This is a genomic window from Metapseudomonas cellulosilytica, assembly GCF_049334135.1.
Taxonomy (GTDB): Bacteria; Pseudomonadota; Gammaproteobacteria; order Pseudomonadales; family Pseudomonadaceae; genus Metapseudomonas.
On record NZ_JBHZGN010000001.1, the window covers coordinates 1 to 23,753 of the forward strand.

The following is a 23,753-nucleotide window of genomic DNA, read 5'->3' on the forward strand; positions in this document are numbered from 1 at the left end:
CTGAAACGCAAGCTGGTGGGCTTCACCCTGCCCAGGGGCAGCGCGCAACCGCTGGAAGGCCACCTGGTGCTGAACGGCCCGGACATCAGCGGCAACGTCACCTCCTGCGAGTACTCCGGCACCCTCGGCCAGATCATCGGCCTGGCCTATGCCGGTGCCGACCAGGCCGAACCAGGCGCGCGGATCCCGATCCGCGTCGAGGGCGGCCAGGTGGTGCAGGCCACCGTGGTGCAACTGCCCTTCTTCGACCCCGACAACAAGCGCCAGGAGCTCTGAGCCATGACCAGCCTCAATCCCATCGAGCGCTGCGCGCTCATCGACCTGACGGACCTGCCACGTGTGGGCTTTCGCGGCATCGACGCGGCTGCCTTCCTGGTCGGGCGCGGCTACCAATTGCCGCAAGCGCCCAACCGGGCGCTGACGCAGGATGACGGCTCGCTGGTGGCGCGCCTGTCGCAGACCGAGTACCTGCTGCTGGGCAGCCTGGCCGACCGGGGCGAGCGCATCGCTGCCGAAGAGGCCGGTTGGCAGCTCAGCGATCAGGGCAATTACCTGCTGCCACGCCAGGACAGCCACGCCTGGCTGCAACTCTCCGGTCACCATGTGGCCGAGGTGATGGCCAAGGTCTGCGGCGTCGACCTGCGTCCCGAGGCCTTCCCCACTGGCGCAGTGGCGCAGACCTCGGTGGCGCGGATCAATGTTGTCGTGATCAACGCCGGGACAGGCGAGCTGCCGCGCTTCCACATCCTCTGCGACCGTGCATCGCTCGACTACTTCCACAGCGCCATGCTGGATGCCATGGAAGAGTTCGGCGGACAGCCGGTGGGGCTGGAAGCCTTGCTGGCCTGAATCGTTGGGTTTCGCTGCGCTCAACACCAACCTACGGGAGGCCTTCGGCCTCCTTCGCGAATAGATTCGCTCTCACAAGGGCACGGACCGCTCTTCGTCGGTCGGGCCGTGCGGGGTTCCGCTAGCGAAGCGAAGCCCAACCCAATAATTTCCCGGGAGGACCCGAATGACCGCCATGGAAACCCCGGAACGGGAAGCCGACTACCGCGTTCCCGCCCTGCAACGCGGGCTGACCATCCTCGGCATGTTCAATGCGCGGGAGCGCAGTCTGAGCATGAACGAGATGGCCGAGCGACTGGAGGTCAGCCCCTCGGCCGTCTACCGTATCGTGCAGACGCTGGTGGATATGGGCTACCTGCAAAAGGCCGGGCGCAATGCCTTCGAGCTGGGGGCGCGAGTGATCTCCAACGGCTTCGCCTACATCGCCAGCCGCGACATAGTCGAGGTAGCCATGCCGTATCTCAACGAGCTGCGCGACCGTACATCGCTGTCTTGTCACCTGAGCATCCGCGAACACACTGACAGCCTTTACCTGTACCGCGCCTTCGCGCCCCAGCGACTGACGGTGAACATCCCCATCGGCACCCGCCTGCCCTGCCACAGCACGGCACTGGGCCGCGTGCTGCTCACCGCGCTGGACGAGATCGAGCTGAGCCAGCTGTACCAGCACGTGCGCCTCGACGACTACCCGCCGCCGGCGCCGCGCACCCTGCCGGAGCTGCAACAGCTCATCACCGAGGACCGAGAACGCGGCTGGGTGTTGCACCGTTCCGATTTTTCCACTGCCATTGCGACCCGCATCCGTGACCACAGTGGCAAGGTGGTAGCCGCCATCAACCTGTCCGGGCCGGATGCCGTGATGGACAGCCCTTTTGCCCAGGAAGCCTTCCTTGCGGCCCTGCTCGCGGCAAGTCATGAAGTGTCAGCGGCCCTCGGACACGCGAACACACGAAGTTGATCGGCAAACGCTTGAGCAAGAGCGTCGTGCAAACAAGCCAATTGACACGTTGATTGTCGCTTGGGGCCGCAAGTCAGTAGCTCACCTTAACGAGGAGGCTATCGAGTGAATACGAACGCGTTCTGGAAGCGTGCGGCGTGTGTGCTCGATCTGTATCGCAGCGTTTGTCTTGGCTGAGGCCGGGCTTGATCATGCGATTCCCCGCAAGGCGCGACTGCTCGCTTCAGGCAGATTCCGCTGCGCGAGGAAGACGCTTTACCAGGAAATCGATGAAGGCCCGCACCTTGGCCGGCAATCGGCGTCCCGGCGGGCAGACCGCATAGATATGCGAACTGGGCAGCGGAAAGCCTCGCAAGACCTCCACCAGCCGACCGCTGGCCAAGCTCTCCTCCAGCAGGAAGCGTGGTAGAGACACCAGCCCCAGGCCATCCAGAGCGGCCTGCACCAGTACCTCCCCATTGTTCGCGATCAACCGTGGTCGGACCGCTATCGAGCGCCATTCCCGTCCGATGAGGAATTGCCACTGGCTGCTGTTGGCGCGGTTCTTGTACCCCAGACACTGGTGCTCGCGCAGGTCGTCCGGCCCCTTGGGCGTTCCATGGGCGTCGAGGTAAGCGGGGCTGGCGCATATGGCATGGGGACAAGGCCCCAGCTCACGGGCCACCAGTGTCGAATCGGGCAGGCGGCCTATGCGCAGGGTCAGGTCGTAGCCCTCGTTGACCAGATCCACGTAGCGGTCGTTCAGGTCCAGTTCGACCTCCAGCCCCGGGTGGGCCTGCATGAATTCGTTGAGGACCGGCGACAGAAACTTCAGGCCGAAGGACATTGGCGCCGCCAGACGCAGCCGCCCGCGTAGCTCGCTCTGCAGGCTGCGGGTTGCCTCTTCGGCGTCGGAAACTTCGCGGAGGATGCGCTGGGCGCGCTCGAAATAGTCCAGCCCGGTTTCAGTCAGGCTCAGGCGGCGGGTCGTACGGTTGAACAAACGACACTCCAAATGCCGCTCCAGGGCGCTCATGCGCCGGCTGACAACGGACTTGGCGATGTTCAGGCGCTGTGCCGCCGCCGAAAAGCCACCGGCCTCCACCACCACCGTGAATACCCGCATATCTTCGAACAGGTTCATCTCTGGCTGCCGACGAGAGGAATGCGCCTTTATTGCAGGTTAGGCGGAAATGGGCATTGGCAGATGCTGCCCCTGTGAAACGAATCCTTTGTAGGGGCGAATTCATTCGCCAAGGGCAGCGCAGCTGACCCTGGGAGGCCAAAGGGCGAACCTCCGGTCCGCTTGGCGATTGAAATCGCCCCCACTGAAGAGGCCCCTACAGGAGAAGCACCCTCCCCTCCACGACCCGCATTGGCACCGCATCCAGTCGGCTGCCTTTGCAGGGGCCTTCGACACAGTGACCGTCCTCGAAACGGAACATGGCGCTGTGGTGGGCGCACATCAACACTTGGCCACGGTAGGTGCAGAATTCGCCGGGACGAAAGTCCAGGCCCACGGAGAAATGCGGACAGCGGTTGTGATAGCCCCAGACCTCATTGCCCCGGCGCACCAGCACCAAAGGGCGACGGTGCCCTTCCAGCTCGGCGACCAGGGCCAGGGCGCCGCCGTCGGAAATGGCGTCCAGCGCGCAGAGTTCCATCATCCACGTAGCTCCGGATTACCCAATCCCCAGTTCCAGGGGCGGATCTCTATGTGTTCGAACAGCCCGGCGCGCACATACGGGTCATCCCCCAGAAAGGCTTGCACCTCGGCCAGGCTCATGGCTTCCACCACCAGCAACGTGCCATTCATGCGACCGTTGCCGCTGTCCAGGGTCGGCCCGCCCAGGCGCACCACCACCCGGTGCGGGTAGGGATTGCGCAAATGCTCGCGATGGGCCGGGCGCACCTGGTTGCGCAGGCTGATGTGGTCCGGCTTGTCGGTGGCGAAGACGGCGAAGTACTGGCTCATGGGGTTTCACGCTCCAGCACGAAGTCGTAGCTGGCCAGGCGGAAGGCGCCATCGAAGCCATGCTGCGAGGCCAGGGCATGGTTCGGCTGGCAAGGTTGGTAGATCACCTTGAGCGAGTCCTTCACGCCGAACACCACATCCGAGTCCAGATAAGGGTCGTCATGGTTGAACAGGTGGGTGACCAGGGTGCGATGCCCCGGTGCCATGACCATGAAATGCAGGTGCGCCGGACGCCACGGGTGGCGGTCGCTGGCCTGCAGCAGGCGGCCCACCGGCCCATCGGTAGGGATGGGATAGCTCACCGGCATGATGGTCCGAATGGCGAAGCGCCCTTCGGCGTCCGTACGGTAGCGACCGCGCAGGTTGGTCAGTGGCTGCTCCGGGTCCTGGCCGGAATACATGCCGTTTTCCGCCGTCTGCCAGACATCCAGCACAGCGTTGGCAATGGGCTCACCGCCGGCATCCAGAACCCGGCCAACTACCAGGGCCTGCTCGCCCGGGGTGAAGGCCATGTCCTCGCCATGGCTGCGCTCGGGCATACCGGCGATGTAAAACGGCCCGAATACTGTGGTTTCAGTCGCTGATTCGGTGGCGCGGTGGTTGATGGCGTCCACCAGCATCGACAGACCGATTACATCCGACAGCAGGATGAATTCCTGGCGTACCGCGCCGTCGCACATCTTCCCGGTGTCAGTCAGGAAACGAATGCCCTCCAGCCACTCCGCCTCGGTCAACTCCACCTCGCTGGCGAAGGCGTGCAGGTGGCGCACCAGGCTCTGCACCACCTGGCGCAGGCGCGGGTTGGGCGTGCTGGCGAAAGCAGCTACGGCCTGGGCGGAGATTCTGGCTTCGTTGGCCGGGATGTCGTTCATCTTGTGCTCCCATTGAAATCAGTTCTGGCGGCTCGGCTCCGTAGGGTGCGCGAGGCGCACCCTACGAGAACGAGTCATGCCGGTGGCAGGCCCTTCCAGGCACGGACCAGCATGGCTTCGATGGCGTCCTGCTCGAAGGGGCGCGGGTTGTAGTAGGGACTGGAACAGGCGATCTCCGCGGTTTCCGCCGGCCCCTGCTCGGGCAGGCCGATTTCCGCCAGGGAGGCCGGGATGCCCAGCTTGCGGTTGAGGGCGAAGAGCAGCGGCCCCACCTCCTCCGCCTCTGTCCCACCGAGGGCGCGGGCAGCATGGCGCAGGGGGGCGGCGGCGGCCTCGCGGTTGTAGTGGGCGGCATGGGGCAGCACCACCGCGTGGGCCTGGGCATGGGGCAGGTTGAAGGTGCCGCCCAGGGTGTGGCAGAGCTTGTGGTGGATGGCCATGCCCACCGAACCCAGGCAAATCCCGGCCAGCCAGGCGCCATAGAGCGCGCGGCTGCGGGCCTCGGCGTCCTGCTGGTCGGCGACCACGCCGGGCAGCGCTTCGGCCAGGGCGCGGATGGACTCCTCGGCCATCAGGGTGATGATGGGGTTGGCGTCCTGGGCGTAGAGCGCTTCCACCGCGTGGGCCATGGCATTCATGCCGGAGCAGGCAGAAATGGCCGCAGGCAGGCTCAGCGTCAGCTGCGGGTCATAGACCACCGTCTTCGGCAGCACCCGCACATCGCGCCCGGTCTTCTTCAAACGGTTCTCGGTCAGTCCGTAGATCGGTGTCATTTCGGAGCCGGCATAGGTGGTCGGCACCGCCAGGATCGGCAGTCCGGACTCCAGGGCGATGGCCTTGCCCAGACCGATGGTGGAGCCACCGCCGATGGCCACGCAGCAATCAGCGTCCAGCCTGGCCGCTTCGGCGCGGGCGGCACGGGCCACCTCCACCGGGACATGCATCACCGCTTGCGGGTAGACCCCGGCAGCACGCTCGCCGAGGATGGCCGCCACCCGCTCGCCCAGATGGCGCTGCTCGGGGGTGGTGAGGATCAGTGCGCGGCGGGCGCCGAGCTTGTCCAGTTCCTCGGCCAGGGATTCCAGCCTGCCCCAGCCGAATACCACGCGGGACGCCAGGCCTTGGTAGATGAAGGGATTCATGGTGAACCTCAGCGCTTGAAATGGGGCGGGATCTTCGCGTCCACGTTGACCCATACCGAACGGGCCTCGGTGTAGTCGTGGATGGCCTCGAAGCCCATCTCGCGACCGTAGCCGGACTGGCCCACGCCGCCGAAGGGGCTGCCGGGGCTGACGCGCTTGTAACAGTTTATCCAGCACATGCCGGCATGGATGTTCGCCGCCATGCGGTGGGCACGCTGCAGGTCACGGGTCCAGAGGCCGCTGCCGAGGCCGTACTGGGTGCCGTTGGCGATGGCCAGGGCTTCTTCGTCGGTGGAGAAACGCAGCACGGTGACGAAGGGACCGAACACCTCTTCCTGGGCCACACGATGGTCAGGCTGGGCTTCCACCACCGTCGGCTCGATGTAGTAGCCCTCGGCCAAAGCCGGATCGGAAGGCGCCTTGCCGCCGGTCAGGATGCGGCCGCCCTCGCTGCGGGCGATGTCCACATAGGCCAGTACCCGGTCGCGATGCAGCGCGGAGGTCAACGGCCCCATTTCGGTGTTCGGGTCCAGCGGGCTGCCCAGGCGGATGGAACGGGCCAGGCCGATGAAGCGTTCGAGGAACTCGTCGGCGATGCGCTCATGCAGGATCAACCGAGAGCCGGCGATACAGGCCTGGCCCTGGTTGTGGAAGATGGCCCAGGCGGCGCCGTTGACGGCCGCGTCCAGGTTGGCGTCTTCGAATACGATGTTGGCGCCCTTCCCGCCCAGCTCCAGCTGCACCCGCTTGAGGTTGCCCTGGGAGGCTTCGACGATCCGCCGACCGGTCGCAGTGGAGCCGGTGAAGGCGATCTTGCTCACGTCCTCGTGCTCGGCCAGGCGCTGGCCGGCGGTGTGCCCGTAACCTGGCACCACGTTGACTACGCCATCGGGGAAGCCCACTTCCTTCATCAGCTCAGCGATGCGCAGGGTGGACAGTGGCGTGATTTCCGAGGGCTTGATCACCACCGTGTTACCCGCAGCCAGGGCCGGTCCCATCTTCCAGCTGGTGAACATCAGCGGGAAGTTCCACGGCACGATCTGTCCGACCACACCAACGGGCTTGCGCTGCACGTAATTGAGGAAGCCGGTTTCCACCGGAATCACCGCACCCTCGATCTTGTCGGCCATGCCGCCGAAGTAGCGGAAACAGGCGGCGGTGCGCGGCACGTCAAGGCTGCGGGAATCGCGGATCGGGTGGCCAGTGTCCAGCGATTCGAGTTGGGCCAGTTCTTCGGCGTGTTCTTCGATCTTGTCCGCCAGCTTCAACAACAAACGCCCACGCTCAGCGCCGGACAGCGCCGCCCAGGCAGGAAAGGCACGCTTGGCGGCCGCCACGGCCAGGTCCACATCCTCAGCCTCGGCGGCGGCGATATGGGTGATCAGCGAGCCGTCGTGCGGCGACAGGACTTCGATCGTCCCGCCCTTCAGGGCCGGAACGAAGCGGCCGCCGATGAAGAGTTGGTTCTGCATGGAAAGAGCTCTCCGGGCGCCGCAGGCGAAGCGCGGCGCCAGTAGGTTGGACAGACTCCCCCTCCCCCGTGGGGAGAGGGTTGGGAAGAGGGTAAAAGCGGCCCTCAGAACTCCACCGGATACGGCTTCAGCTCACCGCTCTCGTAGCGCTGCGGCAGGTTCGGCGTCGCGTTCTCCCACACCAGCAGCATGGAGCGCTTGGTGGAGTAGCCCTGGTGGCGGATGTCCGCCGGCATGGCGCAGATGTCGCCGGGGCGCATGGTGATGCGGGCGCGGGGGCTGCCATCGTCCTTGTCGGCGACGTCCCAGATGATTTCGTCGGACAGCTGCAGGAACCACTCCACGCGGTCATTGCCGTGGAACACCGGGAGGATGAACTCCTCGGTGGTCGGGCAGAACAGGCTGGCCTTGCACACCGAGCTGACCGAGGGATTCCAGGTGACGTCCGAGCGGGACAGGTACTTGTACAGGTTGAAGGCATGCAATTGGCCCTCGAAACCCTCGGCCGCATGGATTTCCGGCTCGTCCTGGGGCACATCGACGAATTGGCGATTCACCGGCAGGTCGTTGCGCAGCGGCGAATCGTCCGGCAGACCGGGCATGCGCTTGGTAGCGACGCGGAAGCGCTCGATGGCCTCGATGTTGTCGCCGCTCTTGCGACCGAAGGCGCTACCGGTTTCTTCCGGTGCGGCGAAGGGGTCGAAGCCGGCGTTGGTCCAGTCGCGCAGGATGGCCTTGAAGGTGGCCATGATCTTCGGCGTTTCGAACTGCTCGGTGTAGTCCACCCCGGCTGCCTTGAGCACGCCGTTGAAACTGCCGGCGTAGAGGTCGACCTTGCCGTAGTGGTTGCGGGTGCCGATGACTTCATCGAAGTTCACCCAGCCATAGAAGAAGCCCCAGGCCACATCGCGCATCGTGGCGCGCAGGAAGGCGTCGGCAGGAATCAGATGGGAGCGTTCCTGGCCCTTGGCCGGCCACTGGATGCGCACGAAGTATTCGTCGCGGGACAGGGTGAAGGCACCCAGCTTGAAGCTGCGGTAGCCAGTAACGGAATCGGGAAGGCTGGCTTCGACTTCATCGGCGGCGAAGCTGACGGAAGTGTCGAGGGTTTCGGGCATGGCCATGGTGGATATCCTCTTGTTCTGGTCGTCGGTCGGGGCTGTCACTTCAGGCAGATGTCTGCCCACTTCTCCACCGACAGCGGTCCCTTGATGGTCTGCAGCAGCAACACGCCGGGGCGTGCACTCTCGAAGCGATAGGCGCAGCCGGCTGGCAACAGCGCCTGGTGGCCGCGCTTGAGCAGCACGTAACCCATGGGGCGGCCCTTGGGCTGCTCGCCGGCCAGGCGGGTGCCCTCGCCTTCGGCAAGCGGCTCATCCAGCTTGAGGAAATCCACCCGCACTTCGCCGTCCACCGAAATCGCGAACTCGTCGTGGGCGGCGGTGTACCAGGGAGAAGTGCCTTCGGCACGCAGGGTTTCGATGACGTAGCCGAGGTTCAGGCCCACCACCACCTTTTCATAGGGGGCGGAGCGACTGGCGACGTCGAAGATGTTGGAGAACGCGTAGTGGCGGGCTTCGCCCTGGATGATCTCGATCGACCCCTTGCGATGGTCGTCGAGTGAACCGAAGACGGTACGGAATGCGGCAGTGCTCATTTCATTCACCGTTTGTTGTTGTAGTGGGTGAGTGAACGTTACGAGCAGCACCTTCAACCAACAATTCCAGACCAGGCGACAACAGTGTTTGCAAAACGCGAACAGTGATGCAGCGGCTCTAGCATGGTGTTTACAGCGAGATCATGGACCGATTCGGCAAGAACAAATCCATGGCCATTGCCTATGGCCAGACGTTGCTCACCGTCGCTCAGGCCGGCTCCGATCGCACCAAGGGCTTCGAAGTGGCCGAAAGCAGCTCCGGCCGTACCAACGCCGTCCGCCTCGCCGAGGGTGGCGCTGACCGTCCCGGCGCCGGCCGCATCAGCTGATCCCGGAGCAGGCAGACGCAGGCAATCCCGATGTATGCGACCCCTAGAACGGCAGAAGGCGCCACCTGTGGCGCCTTCAGTCTTTTGGAGGCCTGGGAATTGCGCGGGACCCGCCCTACTCCCTCACCCACCCCTGCTCCAGCAGGGGCCGGTCCCAGGCTGGCTCATCGCTGATGCGTTCCACCAGGAAATCGATCAGGGTACGCACCTTCAACGCCCGGCGCTGGGTGGCCGGGTAGACGGCTGAGAAGTTGAAGGCCGTCAGCGAATAGTCGGTCAGCACCGGCACCAGGCGGCCTTCCAGCAAGTCGTCGCTGGCGACCAATGTCGGCAGGCAGACCACGCAGGTACCGGTGATGGCGTAGTCCCGCAGCAGGTGCACGGAATTGGAACGCACCTGGCCGGTGAGGTTGAGCTCCACCTGTTCGTCGCCGTTGAACACCCACCGGTTGCGCGACGGGTAGCCCTCGTAGAGTGCCACCTTGTGAGCCTGCAGGTCCGCCGGCTCGGCGGGCGCCCCGTGGCGCTCCAGGTATTGCGGGGAAGCGCAGAACAACCGGCGCACGGAAAACAGCTTGCGCTCGATCAACGACTCGGCCAGCGGCGGGAACATCTGGAAGGCGACGTCGAAGCCCTCTTCGATCGGGTCCACCACCCGGTCGTTGACGATGACGTCGACCTCGATGTCCGGGTAGCGCTCGGTGAATTCGGCCAGCAGGCCGCCGAAGTGGCCGAGGGCGAAGCCCGGCAGCATCTGGATGCGTAACTTGCCGGTTGGCTTGGCGCGCAGGTCGCGCATCTGCTCGGTGAGGCTGTTGAAGCTCGCCACCATATCGGCGCATTCCTTGTAGTAGGTCTCCCCTACCTCCGACAGCCGCACATGACGGGTGCTGCGGTGGAACAGCGGCGCACTGATGTAGTCCTCCAACTGCTGGATGCGGTGACTGATGACCGAGCGGGTCACCCCCAGTTGCTGGGCGGCTTTGGCGAAGTTGCCGGTTTCCGCGACGCGGACGAAGGCTTCGATGCTGAGCAGGCGGTCCATTTGTATTCCCGGTTCTGGCGATGTTTTAACTGTAGGGGCGAATTCATTCGCCAAGCAGGCCGAAGGTCTGCCCCTCGGGCCCACACGGGACAGCTGCGCTGCCCTTGGCGAATGAATTCGCCCCTACAACAACAGGAGTGCCCCTACCCTAGCCCGCTACCAACCTTCGCTGCATCGGAAACAGTTGCCAGCCGAGCCGTTCGCTCACCAGCCCCCAGACACCCTGGGGAGCTTTGAGCATCATCACCACCGCCACGCTGCCGAGAATGATCATGTACAGCGCGCCGAATTCGGCAAAGCAACTGCGCAGCACGAAGTAGATCAGGGTGCCGATCAGCGGCCCTTCCAGCGTCCCGATACCGCCAATGATGACGATGAAGATCACCGCGGCGGTCCAGTCCTGCACGCTGAAGGCGGCATCCGGGGAGATGCGCAGCTTCTGCAGGAAGATCAGCGCGCCCACCACGCCGGTGCAACCGGCGGCCAGCACGTAGACCATCAGCTTGGTGCGGAACACGTTGATACCCAGGCTGCCGGAGGCAGGCTCCGAATCGCGGATGGCCGTCAGGGCCAGGCCCTGGCGCGAGCGCAACAGCAGGTACACCACCAGCACCGCCGCCACGGCTATGGCCAGGGCGCTGAAGTACAGCAGCATCTCGCGGCCATCGCGGCTGCTGCCGATCTGCCGGACGATGGAGGCCGGCAGGCTCTGCCCCGAACCGCCGCCCAGGCTCCCAACCTGGGCCAGCCCCAGGCGGAAAACCTCAGCCACCACCCAGGTGCCAATGGCGAAGTAAGCGCCGCGCAGGCGGAACAGCACCAGCGCCGTGGGCACAGCCAGCAGCGCCACGACAAGGCCGGACAGGAACACCGCCGCCAGCGGTGGAACGCCCAGTTGCGAGGCCAGCACGAACAGCAGGTAGCCGCCCAGGCCGACAAAGGCCTGCTGGCCCACTGAAACCATCCCGGCATAGCCCGCCAGCAGGTTCCACATCTGCGCCAGCGCCAGGTAGTAGGCGAATTCCACGACCAACCGCAACACCGAGCGGTCGGCCCAGAACGGCAGTGACGCCAGCAGCAGGACCAGCACACCCAGCATCGCCAGGCCCACCTGGCTGCTACGGGTAGCACGCTGGACGAAGTATGCATTGTTCATCGCATTCATCAGTCGACACTCCGGGGGAACAGGCCGCGCGGGCGGAAAACCAGGATCAGCAGGAACACCAGGTGGCCGGCGAGGATTTGCCAGCCCGGATCGATGCGCGCCCCCACCGCCTGGGCGACACCGAGGATCACGCCACCGGCCAGGGTGCCCCAGAGACTGCCGAGGCCGCCGATGATCACCGCCTCGAAGCCGTAGAGCAGGCGCGCCGGGCCGACGCTGGGGTCGAAGCTGGTACGCACCGCGAGGAACACCCCGGCGATGGACACCACCGCCATCGCCAGGGCCATGGCCAGGCCGAAGATGTGGCGATTGTCGATGCCCATCAGCTGCGCGGTGGACTGGTCATCCGATGTGGCGCGGAAGGCGCGGCCCAGGCGGGTCTTGTAGAACAGCAACTGTAAACCGCCGATTACCGCCAGGGCGCAGCCGAACACCAGGAGCGGCATCACCCCGAGGCTGAGTCCGCCCACAGCCACGCTGGCGATTTCCAACTCACCCTGGGAGAGTTTCTGGCTGTCGGCGCTGAAGAACTGCAACAGCACGTTCTGCAGGATGATCGACAGGCCGAAGGTCACCAGCAGCGGCGGCAGGATGTCGTTGCCGAGGGTGCGGTTGAGCAGTTGGCGCTGCAGGCAGTAGCCGACCACGAACATCACCGGCACCACCAGCACCAGGCTGGCGAGCGGCGACAGTCCGAGCACTTCCACCACCACCAGGGCGAGGTAGGAAGCCAGCACGATGAAGTCGCCGTGGGCGATGTTGACCAGGCGCATGATGCCGAACATCAGTGACAGGCCGACCGCGAACATGGCGTACAGGCCGCCGAGCAGCACGCCCTGCACCAGGGTATTGAGCCATTCCATCGTCATGCCTCCGCCAGGCCGAAATAGGCCGCCTTGATCTGTTCCTTGCTCACCTCGCTAGGCTTTCCGGACAGGGAAATGCGCCCTTCCTGGAAGCAGTAGAAGCGGTCAGCGACGCTGAGGGCCTGGTTGATATCCTGCTCGACCAGGATCACCGCCGTGCCATCGGCCTTGATCGATGGCAGCGCCGCGTAGATGTCCTTGATGGTGGTGGGTGCGAGACCAAGGCTGATCTCGTCGCAGAGCAACAGGCTCGGGCTCGACATCAGCGCGCGGCCGATGGCAACCATCTGCTGCTGGCCGCCGGACAGCGCGGTGCCGGGACGCTTGCGCAGCTTTTCCAGCACCGGGAACAGGCCGTAGATGCGTTCGAGATTCCAGGCACCCTGGCGCTTGCTGTAGGCGCCGATCAGCAGGTTCTCTTCGACGCTCAGCGACGGGAACAATTTGCGGCCCTCCGGCACCAGGGCGATGCCCCGTTCCAGCACCCGGTTGGCCGGCAGGCTGCCGATGTATTCGTCCTTGAAGCGAATGGCACCGGGATCGTTGCGGATCAGCCCGGCCAGCGAGCGCAGGAAGGTGGATTTGCCGGCGCCATTGGAGCCGATGATGGCGACGGTTTCGCCTGCCGCCAGGTTCAGGTCGATGCCGAACAGCGCCTGGAAGTCGCCGTAGCCGGCGCGAAGTTTGCGGATCGTCAGCATGACTTCAGCTCCCGATGCCCATGTAGATTTCCTGTACCTTGGGGTTGGCCATCACCGCGTTGGGCTCGCCCTCGTCCAGCTTGCGACCGAAGTTGATTACCGCCAGGCGGCTGACCACCGCCAGCAGCGCATGGACGATGTGCTCGATCCAGATGATCGCGGTGCCGGAACGGTGGATGCCCTGGATGGTCCCCACCAGTTCCAGGCACTCCGGTTCGGTGAGGCCGCCGGCGATCTCGTCCAGCAGCAACAGTTGCGGGTGGGTGGCCAGGGCGCGGGCCATTTCCAGGCGCTTGCGTTCCAGCAGGGTCAGGGAGCCGGCCTGGGCGTTTGCCTTCTTCATCAGGCCGGTGAGTTCGAGGATATGCGCGCACCAGGCGTAGCTGTCCTTCTCCGACTGGCCGGCACCGAAAGTGGCGCCCACCAGCAGATTCTCGAACACCGTCATATTCACGAAGGGATGGGGGATCTGGTGGGAGCGGCCGATGCCACGCTGGCAGCGCTTGAACACCGGCTCGCGGGTGACGTCTTCACCCTGGAAGCGGATGCGCCCGCTGTCGGCGGCGACGCCCCCGGCTATGAGGTTGAACAGCGTGCTCTTGCCGGCGCCGTTGGGCCCGATGATGCCCAACGCCTCCCCTGGCGCCAGGGCCAGGCTGAGATCGTCGGTCACCTTCACCGAGCCGTAGCTCTTGTGCACCTGCTCCAGTACGAGGAGTTGTTGCATGTGTCATGTCCTGTTTGGGGCCATTGCCTGCTACGAACGACCCCCTCTCCCTTCAGGGAGAAGGCTGGGGAGAGGGAGCGAACCCGCCGCTCAGTAAGTGATCGCCTGCATCTCCCCACCCAGGGGAATCTGCGGCGCGGTCTGGTTGCTGGTGATCACCAGGTCGTAGGTGAAGGGCCCGCCCAGGCGCCACTGGCCGGACACCAGCGGAGTCTTGGCGACGTTCTTCACCGGACCGTTCTTCCAGCTCACCGGGCCGACCACGGTGTTCAGCTCGGTCTTCAGCAACGCATCGCGAGTGGCCTCCGGGTTACCCACTTCCTCGGTGCGCTGGAGGATGTCCACCGCCAGCTCGAACAGCGCATGGACGAAGCCCAGCGGTTGCGTCCATTGCTTGCCGGTGGCTTTGGTGTAGCGCTCGGCCAGTTGTGCGGCGGTCAGGCCGTTGAGGGAGGAGCTGAAGGGGTGGCTCGGGCTCCACCAGATTTCCGTGGAGAGGTTGTGCCCGGCCTTGCCCAGGGCCTCCACGGCCGAGGGGAACAACAGCGCCTTGCCCACCGACATGGCCTTGGGCTGGAAGCCCTGCTGGCGCGCCTGGGTCCAGAATGTAGTGAGGTCCGGCGGGATGACCACGCCAGTGACGATCTCCGCCTCGGCTTTCTTGAAGGCGGAAATCTGCGCGGAGAAGTCGTCGGTCAGGCTCTGGAAGCGGCCCGGGTCCACCAGTTGGAAGCCCTTCTGCGAGAGCACCGGCGGAAAGCCCAGCTTGCTGTCGCCCCAGGCATTGCCGTCGCCATCGTTGGGGAAGAGCCCACCAATCACCTTGTTGCTGGCCATTCCGCCCCACATGGCGGTGTAGGTGGCGATTACGTCTTCCAGGCCCCAGAAGAAGTGGTAAGTCCACTGGAAACCTTCGTCCGGCTTGCCACCACGGGTGAAGAACCAGGGTTGCCAGGGTGCCACGGTGGAGATGCAGGGAATCTCGTTGATTTCGCACTGGTCCGACACCGGGTTGGTGGTTTCCGGCGTCGAGGACACCAGCATCAGGTCCACACCGTCGGAGAGGATCAGTTCGTTGGCCACCTCGGCGGCGCGGTTGGGGTTGGACTGGCTGTCCTTGACGATCACCTCCAGGCGGCAGCGCTGCCCGCCGACGGTGATGCTGTTCTTCAGCACCGAAGCCAGGCTTTCGATGATGTAGGCATCCGCAGCGGCGAAAGGGGCCAGCGGCCCGGTCTGCGGGCTGACGTAGCCGATGCGGATGACCTTTTCCGCCGCCAGCAGCGGGCCTGAAGAAAAGCCTGCGAGCAGCGAGCCGCCAGCCACGACGCCGCTGGCCCGCAGGAAATCACGCCGGGTGAGCCCGGCACCGAGGAAATTCTTGTTGTTGTCCATGATGGAGACCTCGACTGGAAGATCAGGTCCGGCGCGGTCCCACAGGGGCCAGCCGGGATGGCAGTTGGGTTGGAGCCGGATCAGAAGAAGACGGTGATGTCGAAGGAACCGACCAGTTGGCTGTCTTCGCGGCCGTCACCGAAGGCGTCGCGGCCGCTGCCGCTGTGGATGTCGTAGCGCAACTCGGGACGCAGGCGGACGTTGGGCACCGGCGTCCAGGCCAGGTTGGTGGTGAAACCGTAGAAGCTGCCCCAGCTCGGATCGGGGATGCCGGTCTGCGGGTCGATGTTGGCCATCACCACGTGCACCGGGGCGTCGGTGTAGAACCACTCGGCGCGGCTGTTCCACATCAGGTTGTCGCCCAGGCGGTGGTACCAGTTGACGTCGGTGCCGTACCAGTGGGCATTGCTCTTGTTGGCAAAGGCGGCGAAGGCGGCGTCTTCCTGCTGGCCGTAGTTGAACTCCACGGCGACACGGTTGCGCTCGTCGAGCACATGGGAAACCGTCAGGTAGGAGGCATAGCGGGTCAGGTCATCGTCCTTGGTCCCGGCCGGGATGGGGGAGCCGCAGGCGCACTCGGCGAAGCTGTCACCAGCACCGTTGCCGTAGATGTTTTCCCAGTCCACCCAGGTGCGGAAGTCCGCCGAGCGCCAGCGCAGGTTGGCGATCACGTCCGGGTCGCCATTGGGGTCCTGCATGTTGTTCCAGCCCTGCACCAGGCCCAGTTCGAAACCGAGCATGCTGCCGCCCTCTTCCTGGGGCAGCTTGAAGGAATACAGCGCACCGGTGTGCTTGGCCGGGCCGTGCATGAAGGAATAGGTGTGGCTGTAGAAGTCCGCCGGGGCCGGGCTGCCCAGGGCGAAGCCGATCTCGTTCTCCAGCGGTGTATGGAACACGCCGAGCATCAGGTTGGAGCCACCGAGTACCGGGATGTAGAAGTCCAGGTAGGCCTGGGCGATGTTGAAGTTCTCGTCGTTGGCGTCGGCGCTGCGGTTGACGCCGAAGTCTTCATCGAAGCCGTAGGTCTTGAAGAAGCGCGCGTCCTTGCCATAGAGCGCGGTGACATTGAAGCCCCAGTCGGCCTCCTGCGGCATCGGGCCGGGAAACGGACCGACGCGGCCCACCACATTGCCCTTGGGCGTCTTCTCGATGGCCAGGGCGAACTGGTTGAGGTTGAAGCCTTCGTCGTTGTTGAAGAAGGCCTGCTTGCTCACGTCGTCGCTGCCATTGTCGTTGTAGATCCAGCCGGCCTGGGCCCAGCCATGGACCTTGATGCCGTAATCCTTTTCCAGGCCATCGCCGAAAGCGCTGCGGAACAGCGAACCGGACGGACCCGGCTCGGCTGCCTGGGTGACGTGGGGGAACAGCGCGGCGGCCGCCAGGACCGGGGCGAACAGGGAGATTGCGGAACGATGCTTGCGAGGAATCATGGCAGCTACCTTGTTGTTATTAGTCAGCCCGATACCGGCGCAGGCCCTGCTGGCAGTGCAGGCCTGGCTGTCCGGCTGGTTCGCAAGCTACAAGTGCCCTACTCCGCCAACAATTCCGGTTTCAGCGATATGAGTGTTCGCGCTTCGCGAACAATGGCGCGCGTGCACGAGCTAGAGCGGTTGAAGAGAACAGGAAGTGAGGCGCGGTGGGCGGTAATCGGACGGATTGAGCGAGTCGCGCAGGCGCGGGGTGGGCCGCGGGCATTCCATGGACAAACATGTCAGGCACGTGCGGTCTCATGGTGCCCCGCAAGCCGCTTGCCCAGCGGAGTTCTGCCGAATCCATCCGCAGCCAGCATGGGCGAAGCCTGGTCGAGCTGCATGCCTTGCGGGGTTCTGCTGTAACCATCCTCGGCCAGTTGCGGTGATTCGTTCTTGCCGGATAACGGCGTCAACTGGAAGCAAACAGCGCCGACTGGGCAATGGACCTCCTCAGCGTTCACGTGAACAGCCGCGCCGGCCAAGGAAAATGCGATAGCGGTCAGCCAGGTTTTCAAATGGTTCATGGAGTTGATCCTGGAGCGTAAAAGAAGGGATTGGAGCCCTCCCTGGCGCCAGGCACAGGGAGGGGAACGGCGAGGAAACGGAATCAGCTCTTGGCCTGACTCATCTTGGTGAACAGCTCGGTGGGCACTTTCTTGCCGTTGGAGATGTACTGGTTGCTGCGGAACTTGTAGACCTCGCCCTCGGACAGGAAACCGTCCTTGTTGGTGTCCATGGCAATGAACTCCGCTTCGCCCTTGGGCAACACGGTCAGCAGTTCCTTGCGGGAAACCAGGCCGTCGTCGTCGGTGTCGGTACGGGCGAAGGACGCGTCGCCGCACTTGCCTTCACCACATTTGCCTTCGGCAGCCTTGGCGCTGCTGGCTTCAGCGGCACCGCACTTGCCTTCGCCACACTTGCCTTCACCCGCCTTGTCGGCCGCGGCAAGCTGGTAGCCCTGGGGCAGCGCCTCCACGGCGAAGGCGGCGGACGAGGCCAGGTTCATGCCGCCGGCCAGGGCAACAGCGATCAGGCCAATGCGGGTCTTGTTCGAGATTTGGGAACGGGACATGGTGCTTCTCCGGATACTGTGCGCGGCCACGCCACGCGGTTCATGCCACTAGGGCGTTGGAACCCTGGAGCGAAGCGCCATGGCTGTCTTCGCTCGGGTGTGGCCATTTCGCCTTAACCATGTATCCAGGGCGTATCGGCTGGCGGGCGCATTTGTATGCCCGTTCCCAAACATCCGTTGCGGATACATCGAGATACTTCAGGACTCACCGCAACGACCAGGCCGCAGCGTGTTTTCCCGGGCAGGGCCAGCGCCTGACGACTCGACCAGCAACCACGATGCGAGGCTTCGCAGAAGAGGATCAGTTGCTGTCGAGGAGGCAAACGACATCGCCCTCTCCCCTTCCCCACGGCAAATCCCTGCCGGGTGAAGCTCAGCCGGCGCGATCGCCCTGGCCCAGATGAAGCGAAGCCCGGTAGAGATTGCCTCTGAACCGGGCTGCGAGTGGAAAGTGACCCGGTTCGAGTTCGTACCGGGCCTTGTGGATTGCGCCGTCAATCGAGCTGGTATTTCTCCCGCACCAGGTGCCCGATGCCCATGTCGTCGAGGATATCCATCGGACACAGGAGGGTGACGCGGACCGTTCCGGGCAGGCGGCTGATCTCGATGGAGCCAGTGATGGTGGCGCGGTTCAGCACCTCGTCATAGGGCAGCCCAGTGACCGTAGCGGCGCGCTGCAGGCCGTTCTTGGTGGCGGCGTTGAGGTCCTCGCCACTGCCGATGAAAGTGATGGGGCCGTTGCGCTCGACCTCATGCTGGCCCCAGCGCGCGCCCAGTTCACGGACCTTGCGGCGCTGCTCAGCGGTCATGGGACGCGCCATGGGCGGCAGGTCATCGAGGTTCTGCAGCAGGATCGGGCCGTCGAGCGTCAGGTTCTTGATGACCTCCACCGTCAGTTCGGTTTCGCCCGAGACATCCGTCGCGTGCCCGGCGATTTCGCCATTGCCCTGCTGGGCGTGCATGTCGCCCATGTACACCCCGGCGCCGGGCACCTTCACCGGGCAGATCAGGATGCAGCCTTCGCGCACCGAGTTGGTGTCCATGTGGCCATCGGTCTTGGCCGCGTGCAGCACCTCGCGGGCCAGGCCATAGCGGTGGGGAGCGCCGATCAGGTGCTGGCCGTAATCGGCGCAGTTGTGCGAGTCGGGCATGTCGACCGCGGGCGTAGTGCCGATATTGCCAAGGAACGGCCGCATGTGGGCGGCCACGCCGGGCATGTCGGCACGGGCCAGGGAAAGGATCGAGTGCTGCGCCGCCAGTTCCGGCAGCGCGGACATTTCCGGGGCGTCGCCGGCCAGGCCGTTGGCCACGTCCTGGTTGACGGTCAGGCTGACCTGGTTTTCCTGGTCCAGCACGATCACGTAGCCGTGGCTGAAGCGGAACGCGTTGACCTCCGCGCCGCAGTGGTCGCAGCGAATCGCGTCTTCACCGATGCCTTCGACATGGCTGGCCGGGTGTTCGGTGCCACAGGATGAACAGAACTTGGAAACGAAGGGGTCGCCGTGATAGCGGCCCTCGACGAATTCCATCACGCCGGACGAGGTGGCCAGCGAAGTGACGCGCATGCGCTGGATCTTCAGCGCCACGGCGTCACCCACTTCGGCACCTTCGATCGCCACCGGCTGGGTCACCTCGTGGCCACCCTGGAACGCCGGTGTGATCATTGGCCCCCAACAGCCCGGCGGGGTGCCGGTGATCAGGGTGCCGCCATCGGCCAGCGGCCCCAGCATGGGCAGGCTCGGGCCGATGATGCCGTTGGTGTAGGACTGGACCCGAAGTCGGTCGACAGCGGGATGCTTGGAAATCGTTTCAGGCAGGTTTCTAGTCAATTCGTACCCCTGTGCCCGCATTGCCTGCGGAAAAAAGTGCCTGGGGAGTAGCACACACCCTCCCCAGGCCATGGTTGGCAATAACGACCGCCCGACGCCACGGCACTCCATCGGCTGCCGCAGCGCCTGTCGGCACAGGAAGTTCATCGCAGACCTGTATCCGGGATGTATTTCCCAGAGGCGGATTCACAAGCGGATGTAACAGAAGGGTGTCCGTATACAGGCAGATACAGTTGACGAACCTGTGCCTGGCACGCCGTGGCGTGCCGGCACTGTCTATTCCGGGACCAGGTCGAGATGACGAAAGATGAGGGAAAACCTTCCACCACCCAAAGCTGCCAACAATCTGCGAAAGCCAATTGCAGCCCGGAACTGCCTTGTGCCCCGCCCGCCCCTAGGCCTCGATGCTCAAACATTCCACTGGTGCTTGTACTCCATCAGGAAGTCGATGAATGCACGCAGGCGTAGCGGGACATGGCGGCCGTGTGGGTACAGCAAGGTGTAAGGACGGGAACGCCCGCCGAATTCCTGGAGGACTTCCACCAGCGTGCCCTCTTCCAGTTCCCGTTCGACGATGAAGCGATAGGTCTGAAACAGACCGGCGCCGTACTTGGCCAGGGTTACCCCGCCAAGGACGTCGTCAGAGCAGCAGTAGTTGCCGTTGGCGAAGATTTCCCGTTCCTTACCATTCTCGGTGAACAGCCAGGAGATACGGCGCCCACTGCTGGGCAGCTCGAACTGGATGCAGTCGTGATCGGCAAGGTCGTCCAGGGTCACCGGGGTACCCACCCGGGCCAGGTAGTCCGGGGTGGCTATGACCACCAGCCGGGCATCTTCGAGATGCCGGGCGATCAGCGTCGAATCGGGCTGGGCGCGCACACGGATCGCCAGGTCGTAGCCCTCAGCGACAAAGTCGATATTGCGGTTGCCCAGGTGGATGTCGACTTTCACACCCGGGTGGCGCTCGCGAAAGCGGGCCAGCAGCGGCAGGATGCGGTAGTGGCCGTAGGTGGTGGGGATGCTGATGCGCAACTCGCCGGTGGGTTCGAGCTGCTTGCCCATCACTTCCCGTTCGGCCTCCACCAACTGGGTCAGCGCCTGCCGGCATTGTTCGTAATAGGAGCGACCGCTATCGGTGAGGCGAATGCTGCGGGTCGTCCGCACGAACAATCGGGTGCCGAGACGCTCCTCCAGCCGCGAGATCGAGCGGCTCACCGCGGCCGGCGTGACCCCTGCCGAGAGCGCCGCGGACGTAAAGCTCCCTTCCTCCGCGGCAAGACAGAAGAGTTCGATGCTGCCTAACTGTATGTCGTCAAAGTGGCGCTTCACGATTCATTACGCCAGGTATCAATTGAAGTAGCCGAGCCTACATTTATCGGCTCGTGGAGCACAAATATAGTTCATCCCACTACCCGGTCCGTCAGATCCGGCGACAGAGGATCCGAAAGTCTGGATGCCACGCGTCGTTCTGCCGCCCTGGGCCCATCAAGCCAACCCTCCGAGGAGGTTCAAGATGCCGTTCGTAAGTGTTCGTATCACCCGTGACGGAGTCACCCGGGAGCAGAAAGCCCAGGTCATTGCCGAGATCACCGAGACCCTGCAGCGCGTGCTGGGCAAGCGCCCCGACCTCACCCACATCGTCATCGAGGAAGTGGACACCGATAACTGGGGTTACGCCGGGGTGACTACCACCGAATACCGGAAGAACCAACCTGGCTGACATTCACCATCCCTACCCCACCCGGCCACACGCCGGGTGGGCCACCGAGCAACACTCCTGATCTGGAGGTACTCATGAACATCACCGTAAAGCTTCCGTGATCCGCTACTACAGCAAGCCCCTGCCCCCAGGCCATGAGCCGGAAAACCGTCAACATCACCGGAGCGTCCAGCGGCATCGGACCGGGCATCGCCGAAGAGGCATTGGAGGAATCGATACCTCCGTCTGGCGGACCGTATACAGGGATACAAAGGGCCCGCAGCAGACACACGTGAGACAAGCCCCTTTGCCAGCATAAGGCCACGAGCAGCGCTGGCATCCCGCCGCCGCACCCAGGCCGCAGGAGCCCGCCATGATTCGCCCAGCCCTCTTGTCCCCCTTGCCGCACGCATTCAGCAGGCTCGACAACCTGGGCGCCTGGAGCGCCGACGTGCCCCTGCGTCTGTTCCTCGCCTGGTAGCCGCCCTCCCCCTGCTGCTGAACGGCGCGGCCTGATCGGCAGCCAACAGGTAGGCAGCCATTACCGCCGAAGAACGAATTGCAGTGGTGGTATCAGTTCTACTTCGCCACCGAGCGCGGCCAGGCAGGCTACGACAAGTACCGCCACGACTTCGCCAGGTTGATCTGGCAGAACGCCTCGCCGCAGTGGAAGTTCGACGACACCACCTTCGAGCGCAGCGCGTCGACCTTCGACAATCCGGATCACGTCGCCATCGTCATCCACAACTATCGCTGGCGGCTCGGCATGGTCGAAGGCGAGGCGAAGTTCGCCGAGCTGGAAAGCCGGCTTGCGGAGTTTCCGCTGATCAGCGTGCCGACCATCACGCTACAGGGCGACGCCGACGGCGCACCGCGACCTGACCCCAGCGTGTATGCGAAGAAATTCTCGGGCAAATACCAGCACCGCTCCGTCGAGGGGGGCATTGGCCACAACCTGCCGCAAGAAGCGCCGCAGGCATTCGCCCAGGCCGTCGTCGATGTCGACAAGCTCTGATCCGATGCTGCGAACCTGGAAGGAACGTCCGAGTGGAAAGGATGAAAACTGCACCACCGGCTTCAATGATGGCCACTGCCCGGGGTACCTCCTCGCCAAAGCGAGGAGGATTCGTCCGCTCGGTCATGCGTGGGCTGCGGGCCGGACCTGATCGATAGTCGGCATCCCGGGTTACTGCCCGGACATGCGCTTACCGAACGACACTGCATAGGACGAAGAGCGTGCTTTGAGGACCGGGTCGTCGGTGATCTGGATGCCGTCGGCGACCACGATCGGGTCAAAATTGATGGGGCCGCAGCTGCCATCTTTCTGAGCCATGGCCTGGGTGATCGACAGGGTGCCAACCTTGACCTTCTGGCGATCGGCCGGCCAGACCTGGGAAGGATCATTCTCGGCGTCCCCCGGTTGGCCGAGGGTGATGTACATGTCCCATTTCGCTGGGGACTTCTGGGTACGAGCGATCAGCGCCGGCTCCAGGAAGTTGGCTGGCGCCTTGCTGGCCTCCTCGTCGGTGAGGTTCTTCACCCCGTCCACGGGCTCGAAGTGCCAGCGCACCAGGGTCTTCTTGTCGTTCTTGTCGACAAACCAGAACGCATGGAGGCTGTTGTAGAAGCTGGTGTCAAAGCCCACAAACGGATTGCGGCCCTGTATCGCTGCGCCCAGCGGATTGAAGTCCGGATGCTTGGCCGTAAACGCCTTGAACACATCGGGATTGGGCGCGCCGGTGGCCGGATCGGGCTTCAGTGCCAGGACGAGGTCGCGAAAGCCTTCTGGCGTGGCGAAGAATACCGGCACGTTGACCATGGTCATGTGCTGCAGGCCACCGCCGGGCAGTTTGAATTCCAGGGCCATGCCCTGCACGGCCTTGGCGGCATCCGATTGCTGGGGGTTACCGCCATCCAGGGAAAAGCGCGCAATTACCGGAATGGCCTGGCCGCTGAACAAGGCCGATCGGCTGTACCTGGCGCCGTCAGCATTGCCGATGAACTCCCCTACTGCACAAGTCCCCTTGGCGTGATTGCGCCTGAGTCCGGGGTGGACGCCAAAGGTGCCTTCGAACGCGCTGATCATTTCCACCGGGTTGAACGCTGCTTCCTCAGCGGCGCAGGCAACTTGCGAAAGAACAGTGAGCAGCGCACTGGCGAGAAAAGTGCCGGCCTTGGTCATGGAGGTTTCTCCGCACTGGAATGGGTGGAAGATGGAGTCTAGGTCAATCTCCTGAACCTGATCCGCTGCCAACTCACTGCCCAGATGTACTGACTCAGGTTCGAGTGATGGACGCCCCACCATCGACCAAGGGCGCGGTTCCCGTCACGAATGCCAAGTCGTCCGAGGCGAGATGGAGGACGGAGCGCACCAGGTTTTGCTGTGTCGCGTTCCATGGGCGTATCCACCGCGGCGGGCAGGATCGCGTTGACACGAACGCCTTGCAGGTCGAACTCCGCAAGCAGGACCTGGGTAAGCCCGATAAGACCAGCCTTGCTTCGGCCCCCAAGACGCCTGGCTAGAATGGCAGCGCCGCCGACATCGTTGG

26 protein-coding genes and 1 pseudogene are annotated in these 23,753 nt (G+C 64.3%); 6 read left to right on the forward strand and 21 right to left on the reverse strand.

Features of this window, described 5'->3' with window-relative positions; genetic code table 11:
* From ACFW0H_RS00005 to ACFW0H_RS00015, 3 genes are all read left to right on the forward strand, one after another.
* The coding region (locus ACFW0H_RS00005) for a glycine cleavage T C-terminal barrel domain-containing protein (protein ID WP_422911851.1) at positions 1–276 on the forward strand (276 nt) is incomplete at its 5' end.
* Positions 277–279: 3 nt separating this feature from the next.
* Entirely contained in the window at positions 280–849 is a 570-nt protein-coding gene (locus ACFW0H_RS00010) for a sarcosine oxidase subunit gamma (RefSeq protein ID WP_422911852.1), read from the forward strand.
* A 166-nt stretch (positions 850–1,015) separates the two neighbouring features.
* Positions 1,016–1,807 (forward strand): IclR family transcriptional regulator, encoded by a 792-nt coding sequence (locus ACFW0H_RS00015; protein ID WP_422911853.1) that lies wholly within the window; start codon positions 1,016–1,018, stop codon positions 1,805–1,807.
* A 223-nt stretch (positions 1,808–2,030) separates the two neighbouring features.
* On the opposite strand, the gene ACFW0H_RS00020 is transcribed toward ACFW0H_RS00015, so the two are convergent.
* From ACFW0H_RS00020 to ACFW0H_RS00055, 8 genes are all read right to left on the reverse strand, one after another.
* A complete protein-coding gene (locus ACFW0H_RS00020) occupies positions 2,031–2,930 on the reverse strand; it encodes a LysR family transcriptional regulator (RefSeq protein WP_422911854.1) in 900 nt (299 codons plus the stop codon).
* 196 nt (positions 2,931–3,126) lie between these two features.
* The gene (locus ACFW0H_RS00025) at positions 3,127–3,453 is read right to left on the reverse strand and encodes a Rieske (2Fe-2S) protein (protein ID WP_422911855.1); all 327 of its coding nucleotides are present in this window, start codon (positions 3,451–3,453) and stop codon (positions 3,127–3,129) included.
* The gene (locus ACFW0H_RS00030; protein WP_422911856.1) at positions 3,450–3,761 is read right to left on the reverse strand and encodes a YciI family protein; all 312 of its coding nucleotides are present in this window, start codon (positions 3,759–3,761) and stop codon (positions 3,450–3,452) included. The genes ACFW0H_RS00025 and ACFW0H_RS00030 overlap by 4 nt, the downstream gene beginning before the upstream one ends.
* The gene (locus ACFW0H_RS00035; RefSeq protein WP_422911857.1) at positions 3,758–4,633 is read right to left on the reverse strand and encodes an intradiol ring-cleavage dioxygenase; all 876 of its coding nucleotides are present in this window, start codon (positions 4,631–4,633) and stop codon (positions 3,758–3,760) included. The genes ACFW0H_RS00030 and ACFW0H_RS00035 overlap by 4 nt, the downstream gene beginning before the upstream one ends.
* A 74-nt stretch (positions 4,634–4,707) precedes the next feature.
* Positions 4,708–5,775 (reverse strand): maleylacetate reductase, encoded by a 1,068-nt coding sequence (locus tag ACFW0H_RS00040; protein WP_422911858.1) that lies wholly within the window; start codon positions 5,773–5,775, stop codon positions 4,708–4,710.
* Positions 5,776–5,783: 8 nt separating this feature from the next.
* On the reverse strand, positions 5,784–7,247 hold the full coding sequence (locus ACFW0H_RS00045) for an aldehyde dehydrogenase family protein (protein WP_422911859.1): 1,464 nt from the start codon (positions 7,245–7,247) through the stop codon (positions 5,784–5,786).
* A 104-nt stretch (positions 7,248–7,351) separates the two neighbouring features.
* On the reverse strand, positions 7,352–8,371 hold the full coding sequence (locus tag ACFW0H_RS00050) for a hydroxyquinol 1,2-dioxygenase (protein WP_422911860.1): 1,020 nt from the start codon (positions 8,369–8,371) through the stop codon (positions 7,352–7,354).
* Positions 8,372–8,409: 38 nt separating this feature from the next.
* Entirely contained in the window at positions 8,410–8,904 is a 495-nt protein-coding gene (locus ACFW0H_RS00055) for a cupin domain-containing protein (RefSeq protein WP_422911861.1), read from the reverse strand.
* A 143-nt stretch (positions 8,905–9,047) separates the two neighbouring features.
* Here ACFW0H_RS00055 and ACFW0H_RS00060 point away from each other — a divergent pair, with 143 nt between their 5' ends.
* Complete coding sequence (locus ACFW0H_RS00060; protein WP_422911862.1) at positions 9,048–9,233, forward strand: hypothetical protein; 186 nt, start codon at positions 9,048–9,050, stop codon at positions 9,231–9,233.
* A 115-nt stretch (positions 9,234–9,348) separates the two neighbouring features.
* On the opposite strand, the gene ACFW0H_RS00065 is transcribed toward ACFW0H_RS00060, so the two are convergent.
* The 11 genes from ACFW0H_RS00065 to ACFW0H_RS00115 form a co-directional block, all read right to left on the reverse strand.
* Entirely contained in the window at positions 9,349–10,278 is a 930-nt protein-coding gene (locus ACFW0H_RS00065; protein WP_422911863.1) for a LysR family transcriptional regulator, read from the reverse strand.
* A gap of 148 nt (positions 10,279–10,426) precedes the next feature.
* Positions 10,427–11,443 (reverse strand): branched-chain amino acid ABC transporter permease, encoded by a 1,017-nt coding sequence (locus tag ACFW0H_RS00070; RefSeq protein ID WP_422911864.1) that lies wholly within the window; start codon positions 11,441–11,443, stop codon positions 10,427–10,429.
* On the reverse strand, positions 11,443–12,306 hold the full coding sequence (locus ACFW0H_RS00075) for a branched-chain amino acid ABC transporter permease (protein WP_422911865.1): 864 nt from the start codon (positions 12,304–12,306) through the stop codon (positions 11,443–11,445). Before ACFW0H_RS00075 ends, ACFW0H_RS00070 begins: the two co-directional genes overlap by 1 nt.
* A gap of 2 nt (positions 12,307–12,308) precedes the next feature.
* Positions 12,309–13,010 (reverse strand): ABC transporter ATP-binding protein, encoded by a 702-nt coding sequence (locus ACFW0H_RS00080; RefSeq protein WP_422911866.1) that lies wholly within the window; start codon positions 13,008–13,010, stop codon positions 12,309–12,311.
* Between the two features lie 4 nt (positions 13,011–13,014).
* On the reverse strand, positions 13,015–13,737 hold the full coding sequence (locus ACFW0H_RS00085) for an ABC transporter ATP-binding protein (protein WP_422911867.1): 723 nt from the start codon (positions 13,735–13,737) through the stop codon (positions 13,015–13,017).
* 90 nt (positions 13,738–13,827) lie between these two features.
* On the reverse strand, positions 13,828–15,132 hold the full coding sequence (locus ACFW0H_RS00090) for an ABC transporter substrate-binding protein (protein WP_422911868.1): 1,305 nt from the start codon (positions 15,130–15,132) through the stop codon (positions 13,828–13,830).
* An 80-nt stretch (positions 15,133–15,212) separates the two neighbouring features.
* A complete protein-coding gene (locus ACFW0H_RS00095) occupies positions 15,213–16,562 on the reverse strand; it encodes an outer membrane beta-barrel protein (protein WP_422911869.1) in 1,350 nt (449 codons plus the stop codon).
* A gap of 281 nt (positions 16,563–16,843) precedes the next feature.
* On the reverse strand, positions 16,844–17,128 hold the full coding sequence (locus ACFW0H_RS00100) for a hypothetical protein (RefSeq protein WP_422911870.1): 285 nt from the start codon (positions 17,126–17,128) through the stop codon (positions 16,844–16,846).
* An 83-nt stretch (positions 17,129–17,211) separates the two neighbouring features.
* Positions 17,212–17,676, reverse strand: a complete 465-nt coding sequence (locus ACFW0H_RS00105; RefSeq protein ID WP_422911871.1) for an HvfA family oxazolone/thioamide-modified RiPP metallophore — start codon at positions 17,674–17,676, stop codon at positions 17,212–17,214.
* Positions 17,677–18,170: 494 nt separating this feature from the next.
* Positions 18,171–19,505: an acetamidase/formamidase family protein gene (locus tag ACFW0H_RS00110; protein WP_422911872.1), complete on the reverse strand. Its 1,335-nt coding sequence runs from the start codon at positions 19,503–19,505 to the stop codon at positions 18,171–18,173.
* A gap of 408 nt (positions 19,506–19,913) precedes the next feature.
* Positions 19,914–20,834 (reverse strand): LysR family transcriptional regulator, encoded by a 921-nt coding sequence (locus ACFW0H_RS00115; RefSeq protein WP_422911873.1) that lies wholly within the window; start codon positions 20,832–20,834, stop codon positions 19,914–19,916.
* A 184-nt stretch (positions 20,835–21,018) separates the two neighbouring features.
* On the opposite strand from ACFW0H_RS00115, the gene ACFW0H_RS00120 reads away from it, so the two are divergent.
* Together ACFW0H_RS00120 and ACFW0H_RS00125 are read left to right on the forward strand one after the other, a co-directional pair.
* The gene (locus ACFW0H_RS00120; RefSeq protein WP_422911874.1) at positions 21,019–21,225 is read left to right on the forward strand and encodes a tautomerase family protein; all 207 of its coding nucleotides are present in this window, start codon (positions 21,019–21,021) and stop codon (positions 21,223–21,225) included.
* A 499-nt stretch (positions 21,226–21,724) separates the two neighbouring features.
* A pseudogene (locus ACFW0H_RS00125) lies at positions 21,725–22,219 on the forward strand (alpha/beta fold hydrolase); the annotation flags it as partial.
* A 171-nt stretch (positions 22,220–22,390) separates the two neighbouring features.
* Here the strand turns inward: ACFW0H_RS00125 and ACFW0H_RS00130 are convergent.
* A complete protein-coding gene (locus tag ACFW0H_RS00130) occupies positions 22,391–23,509 on the reverse strand; it encodes a catalase family peroxidase (RefSeq protein WP_422911875.1) in 1,119 nt (372 codons plus the stop codon).
* Complete coding sequence (locus ACFW0H_RS00135; protein ID WP_422912254.1) at positions 23,425–23,730, reverse strand: SDR family oxidoreductase; 306 nt, start codon at positions 23,728–23,730, stop codon at positions 23,425–23,427. Before ACFW0H_RS00135 ends, ACFW0H_RS00130 begins: the two co-directional genes overlap by 85 nt.
* Positions 23,731–23,753 lie beyond the last annotated feature (23 nt).

Coding starts and splice junctions, on each gene's coding strand:
- ACFW0H_RS00050 (WP_422911860.1), bottom strand. CDS start 8,371: ATGGCCATGCCCGAAACCCTCGACACTTCCGTCAGCTTCGCCGCCGAT.
- ACFW0H_RS00030 (WP_422911856.1), bottom strand. CDS start 3,761: ATGAGCCAGTACTTCGCCGTCTTCGCCACCGACAAGCCGGACCACATC.
- ACFW0H_RS00015 (WP_422911853.1), top strand. CDS start 1,016: ATGACCGCCATGGAAACCCCGGAACGGGAAGCCGACTACCGCGTTCCC.
- ACFW0H_RS00025 (WP_422911855.1), bottom strand. CDS start 3,453: ATGATGGAACTCTGCGCGCTGGACGCCATTTCCGACGGCGGCGCCCTG.
- ACFW0H_RS00075 (WP_422911865.1), bottom strand. CDS start 12,306: ATGGAATGGCTCAATACCCTGGTGCAGGGCGTGCTGCTCGGCGGCCTG.
- ACFW0H_RS00130 (WP_422911875.1), bottom strand. CDS start 23,509: ATGGTGGGGCGTCCATCACTCGAACCTGAGTCAGTACATCTGGGCAGT.
- ACFW0H_RS00010 (WP_422911852.1), top strand. CDS start 280: ATGACCAGCCTCAATCCCATCGAGCGCTGCGCGCTCATCGACCTGACG.
- ACFW0H_RS00065 (WP_422911863.1), bottom strand. CDS start 10,278: ATGGACCGCCTGCTCAGCATCGAAGCCTTCGTCCGCGTCGCGGAAACC.
- ACFW0H_RS00100 (WP_422911870.1), bottom strand. CDS start 17,128: ATGAACCATTTGAAAACCTGGCTGACCGCTATCGCATTTTCCTTGGCC.
- ACFW0H_RS00085 (WP_422911867.1), bottom strand. CDS start 13,737: ATGCAACAACTCCTCGTACTGGAGCAGGTGCACAAGAGCTACGGCTCG.
- ACFW0H_RS00060 (WP_422911862.1), top strand. CDS start 9,048: ATGGACCGATTCGGCAAGAACAAATCCATGGCCATTGCCTATGGCCAG.
- ACFW0H_RS00035 (WP_422911857.1), bottom strand. CDS start 4,633: ATGAACGACATCCCGGCCAACGAAGCCAGAATCTCCGCCCAGGCCGTA.
- ACFW0H_RS00080 (WP_422911866.1), bottom strand. CDS start 13,010: ATGCTGACGATCCGCAAACTTCGCGCCGGCTACGGCGACTTCCAGGCG.
- ACFW0H_RS00070 (WP_422911864.1), bottom strand. CDS start 11,443: ATGAATGCGATGAACAATGCATACTTCGTCCAGCGTGCTACCCGTAGC.
- ACFW0H_RS00105 (WP_422911871.1), bottom strand. CDS start 17,676: ATGTCCCGTTCCCAAATCTCGAACAAGACCCGCATTGGCCTGATCGCT.
- ACFW0H_RS00090 (WP_422911868.1), bottom strand. CDS start 15,132: ATGGACAACAACAAGAATTTCCTCGGTGCCGGGCTCACCCGGCGTGAT.
- ACFW0H_RS00095 (WP_422911869.1), bottom strand. CDS start 16,562: ATGATTCCTCGCAAGCATCGTTCCGCAATCTCCCTGTTCGCCCCGGTC.
- ACFW0H_RS00040 (WP_422911858.1), bottom strand. CDS start 5,775: ATGAATCCCTTCATCTACCAAGGCCTGGCGTCCCGCGTGGTATTCGGC.
- ACFW0H_RS00055 (WP_422911861.1), bottom strand. CDS start 8,904: ATGAGCACTGCCGCATTCCGTACCGTCTTCGGTTCACTCGACGACCAT.
- ACFW0H_RS00045 (WP_422911859.1), bottom strand. CDS start 7,247: ATGCAGAACCAACTCTTCATCGGCGGCCGCTTCGTTCCGGCCCTGAAG.
- ACFW0H_RS00020 (WP_422911854.1), bottom strand. CDS start 2,930: ATGAACCTGTTCGAAGATATGCGGGTATTCACGGTGGTGGTGGAGGCC.
- ACFW0H_RS00120 (WP_422911874.1), top strand. CDS start 21,019: ATGCCGTTCGTAAGTGTTCGTATCACCCGTGACGGAGTCACCCGGGAG.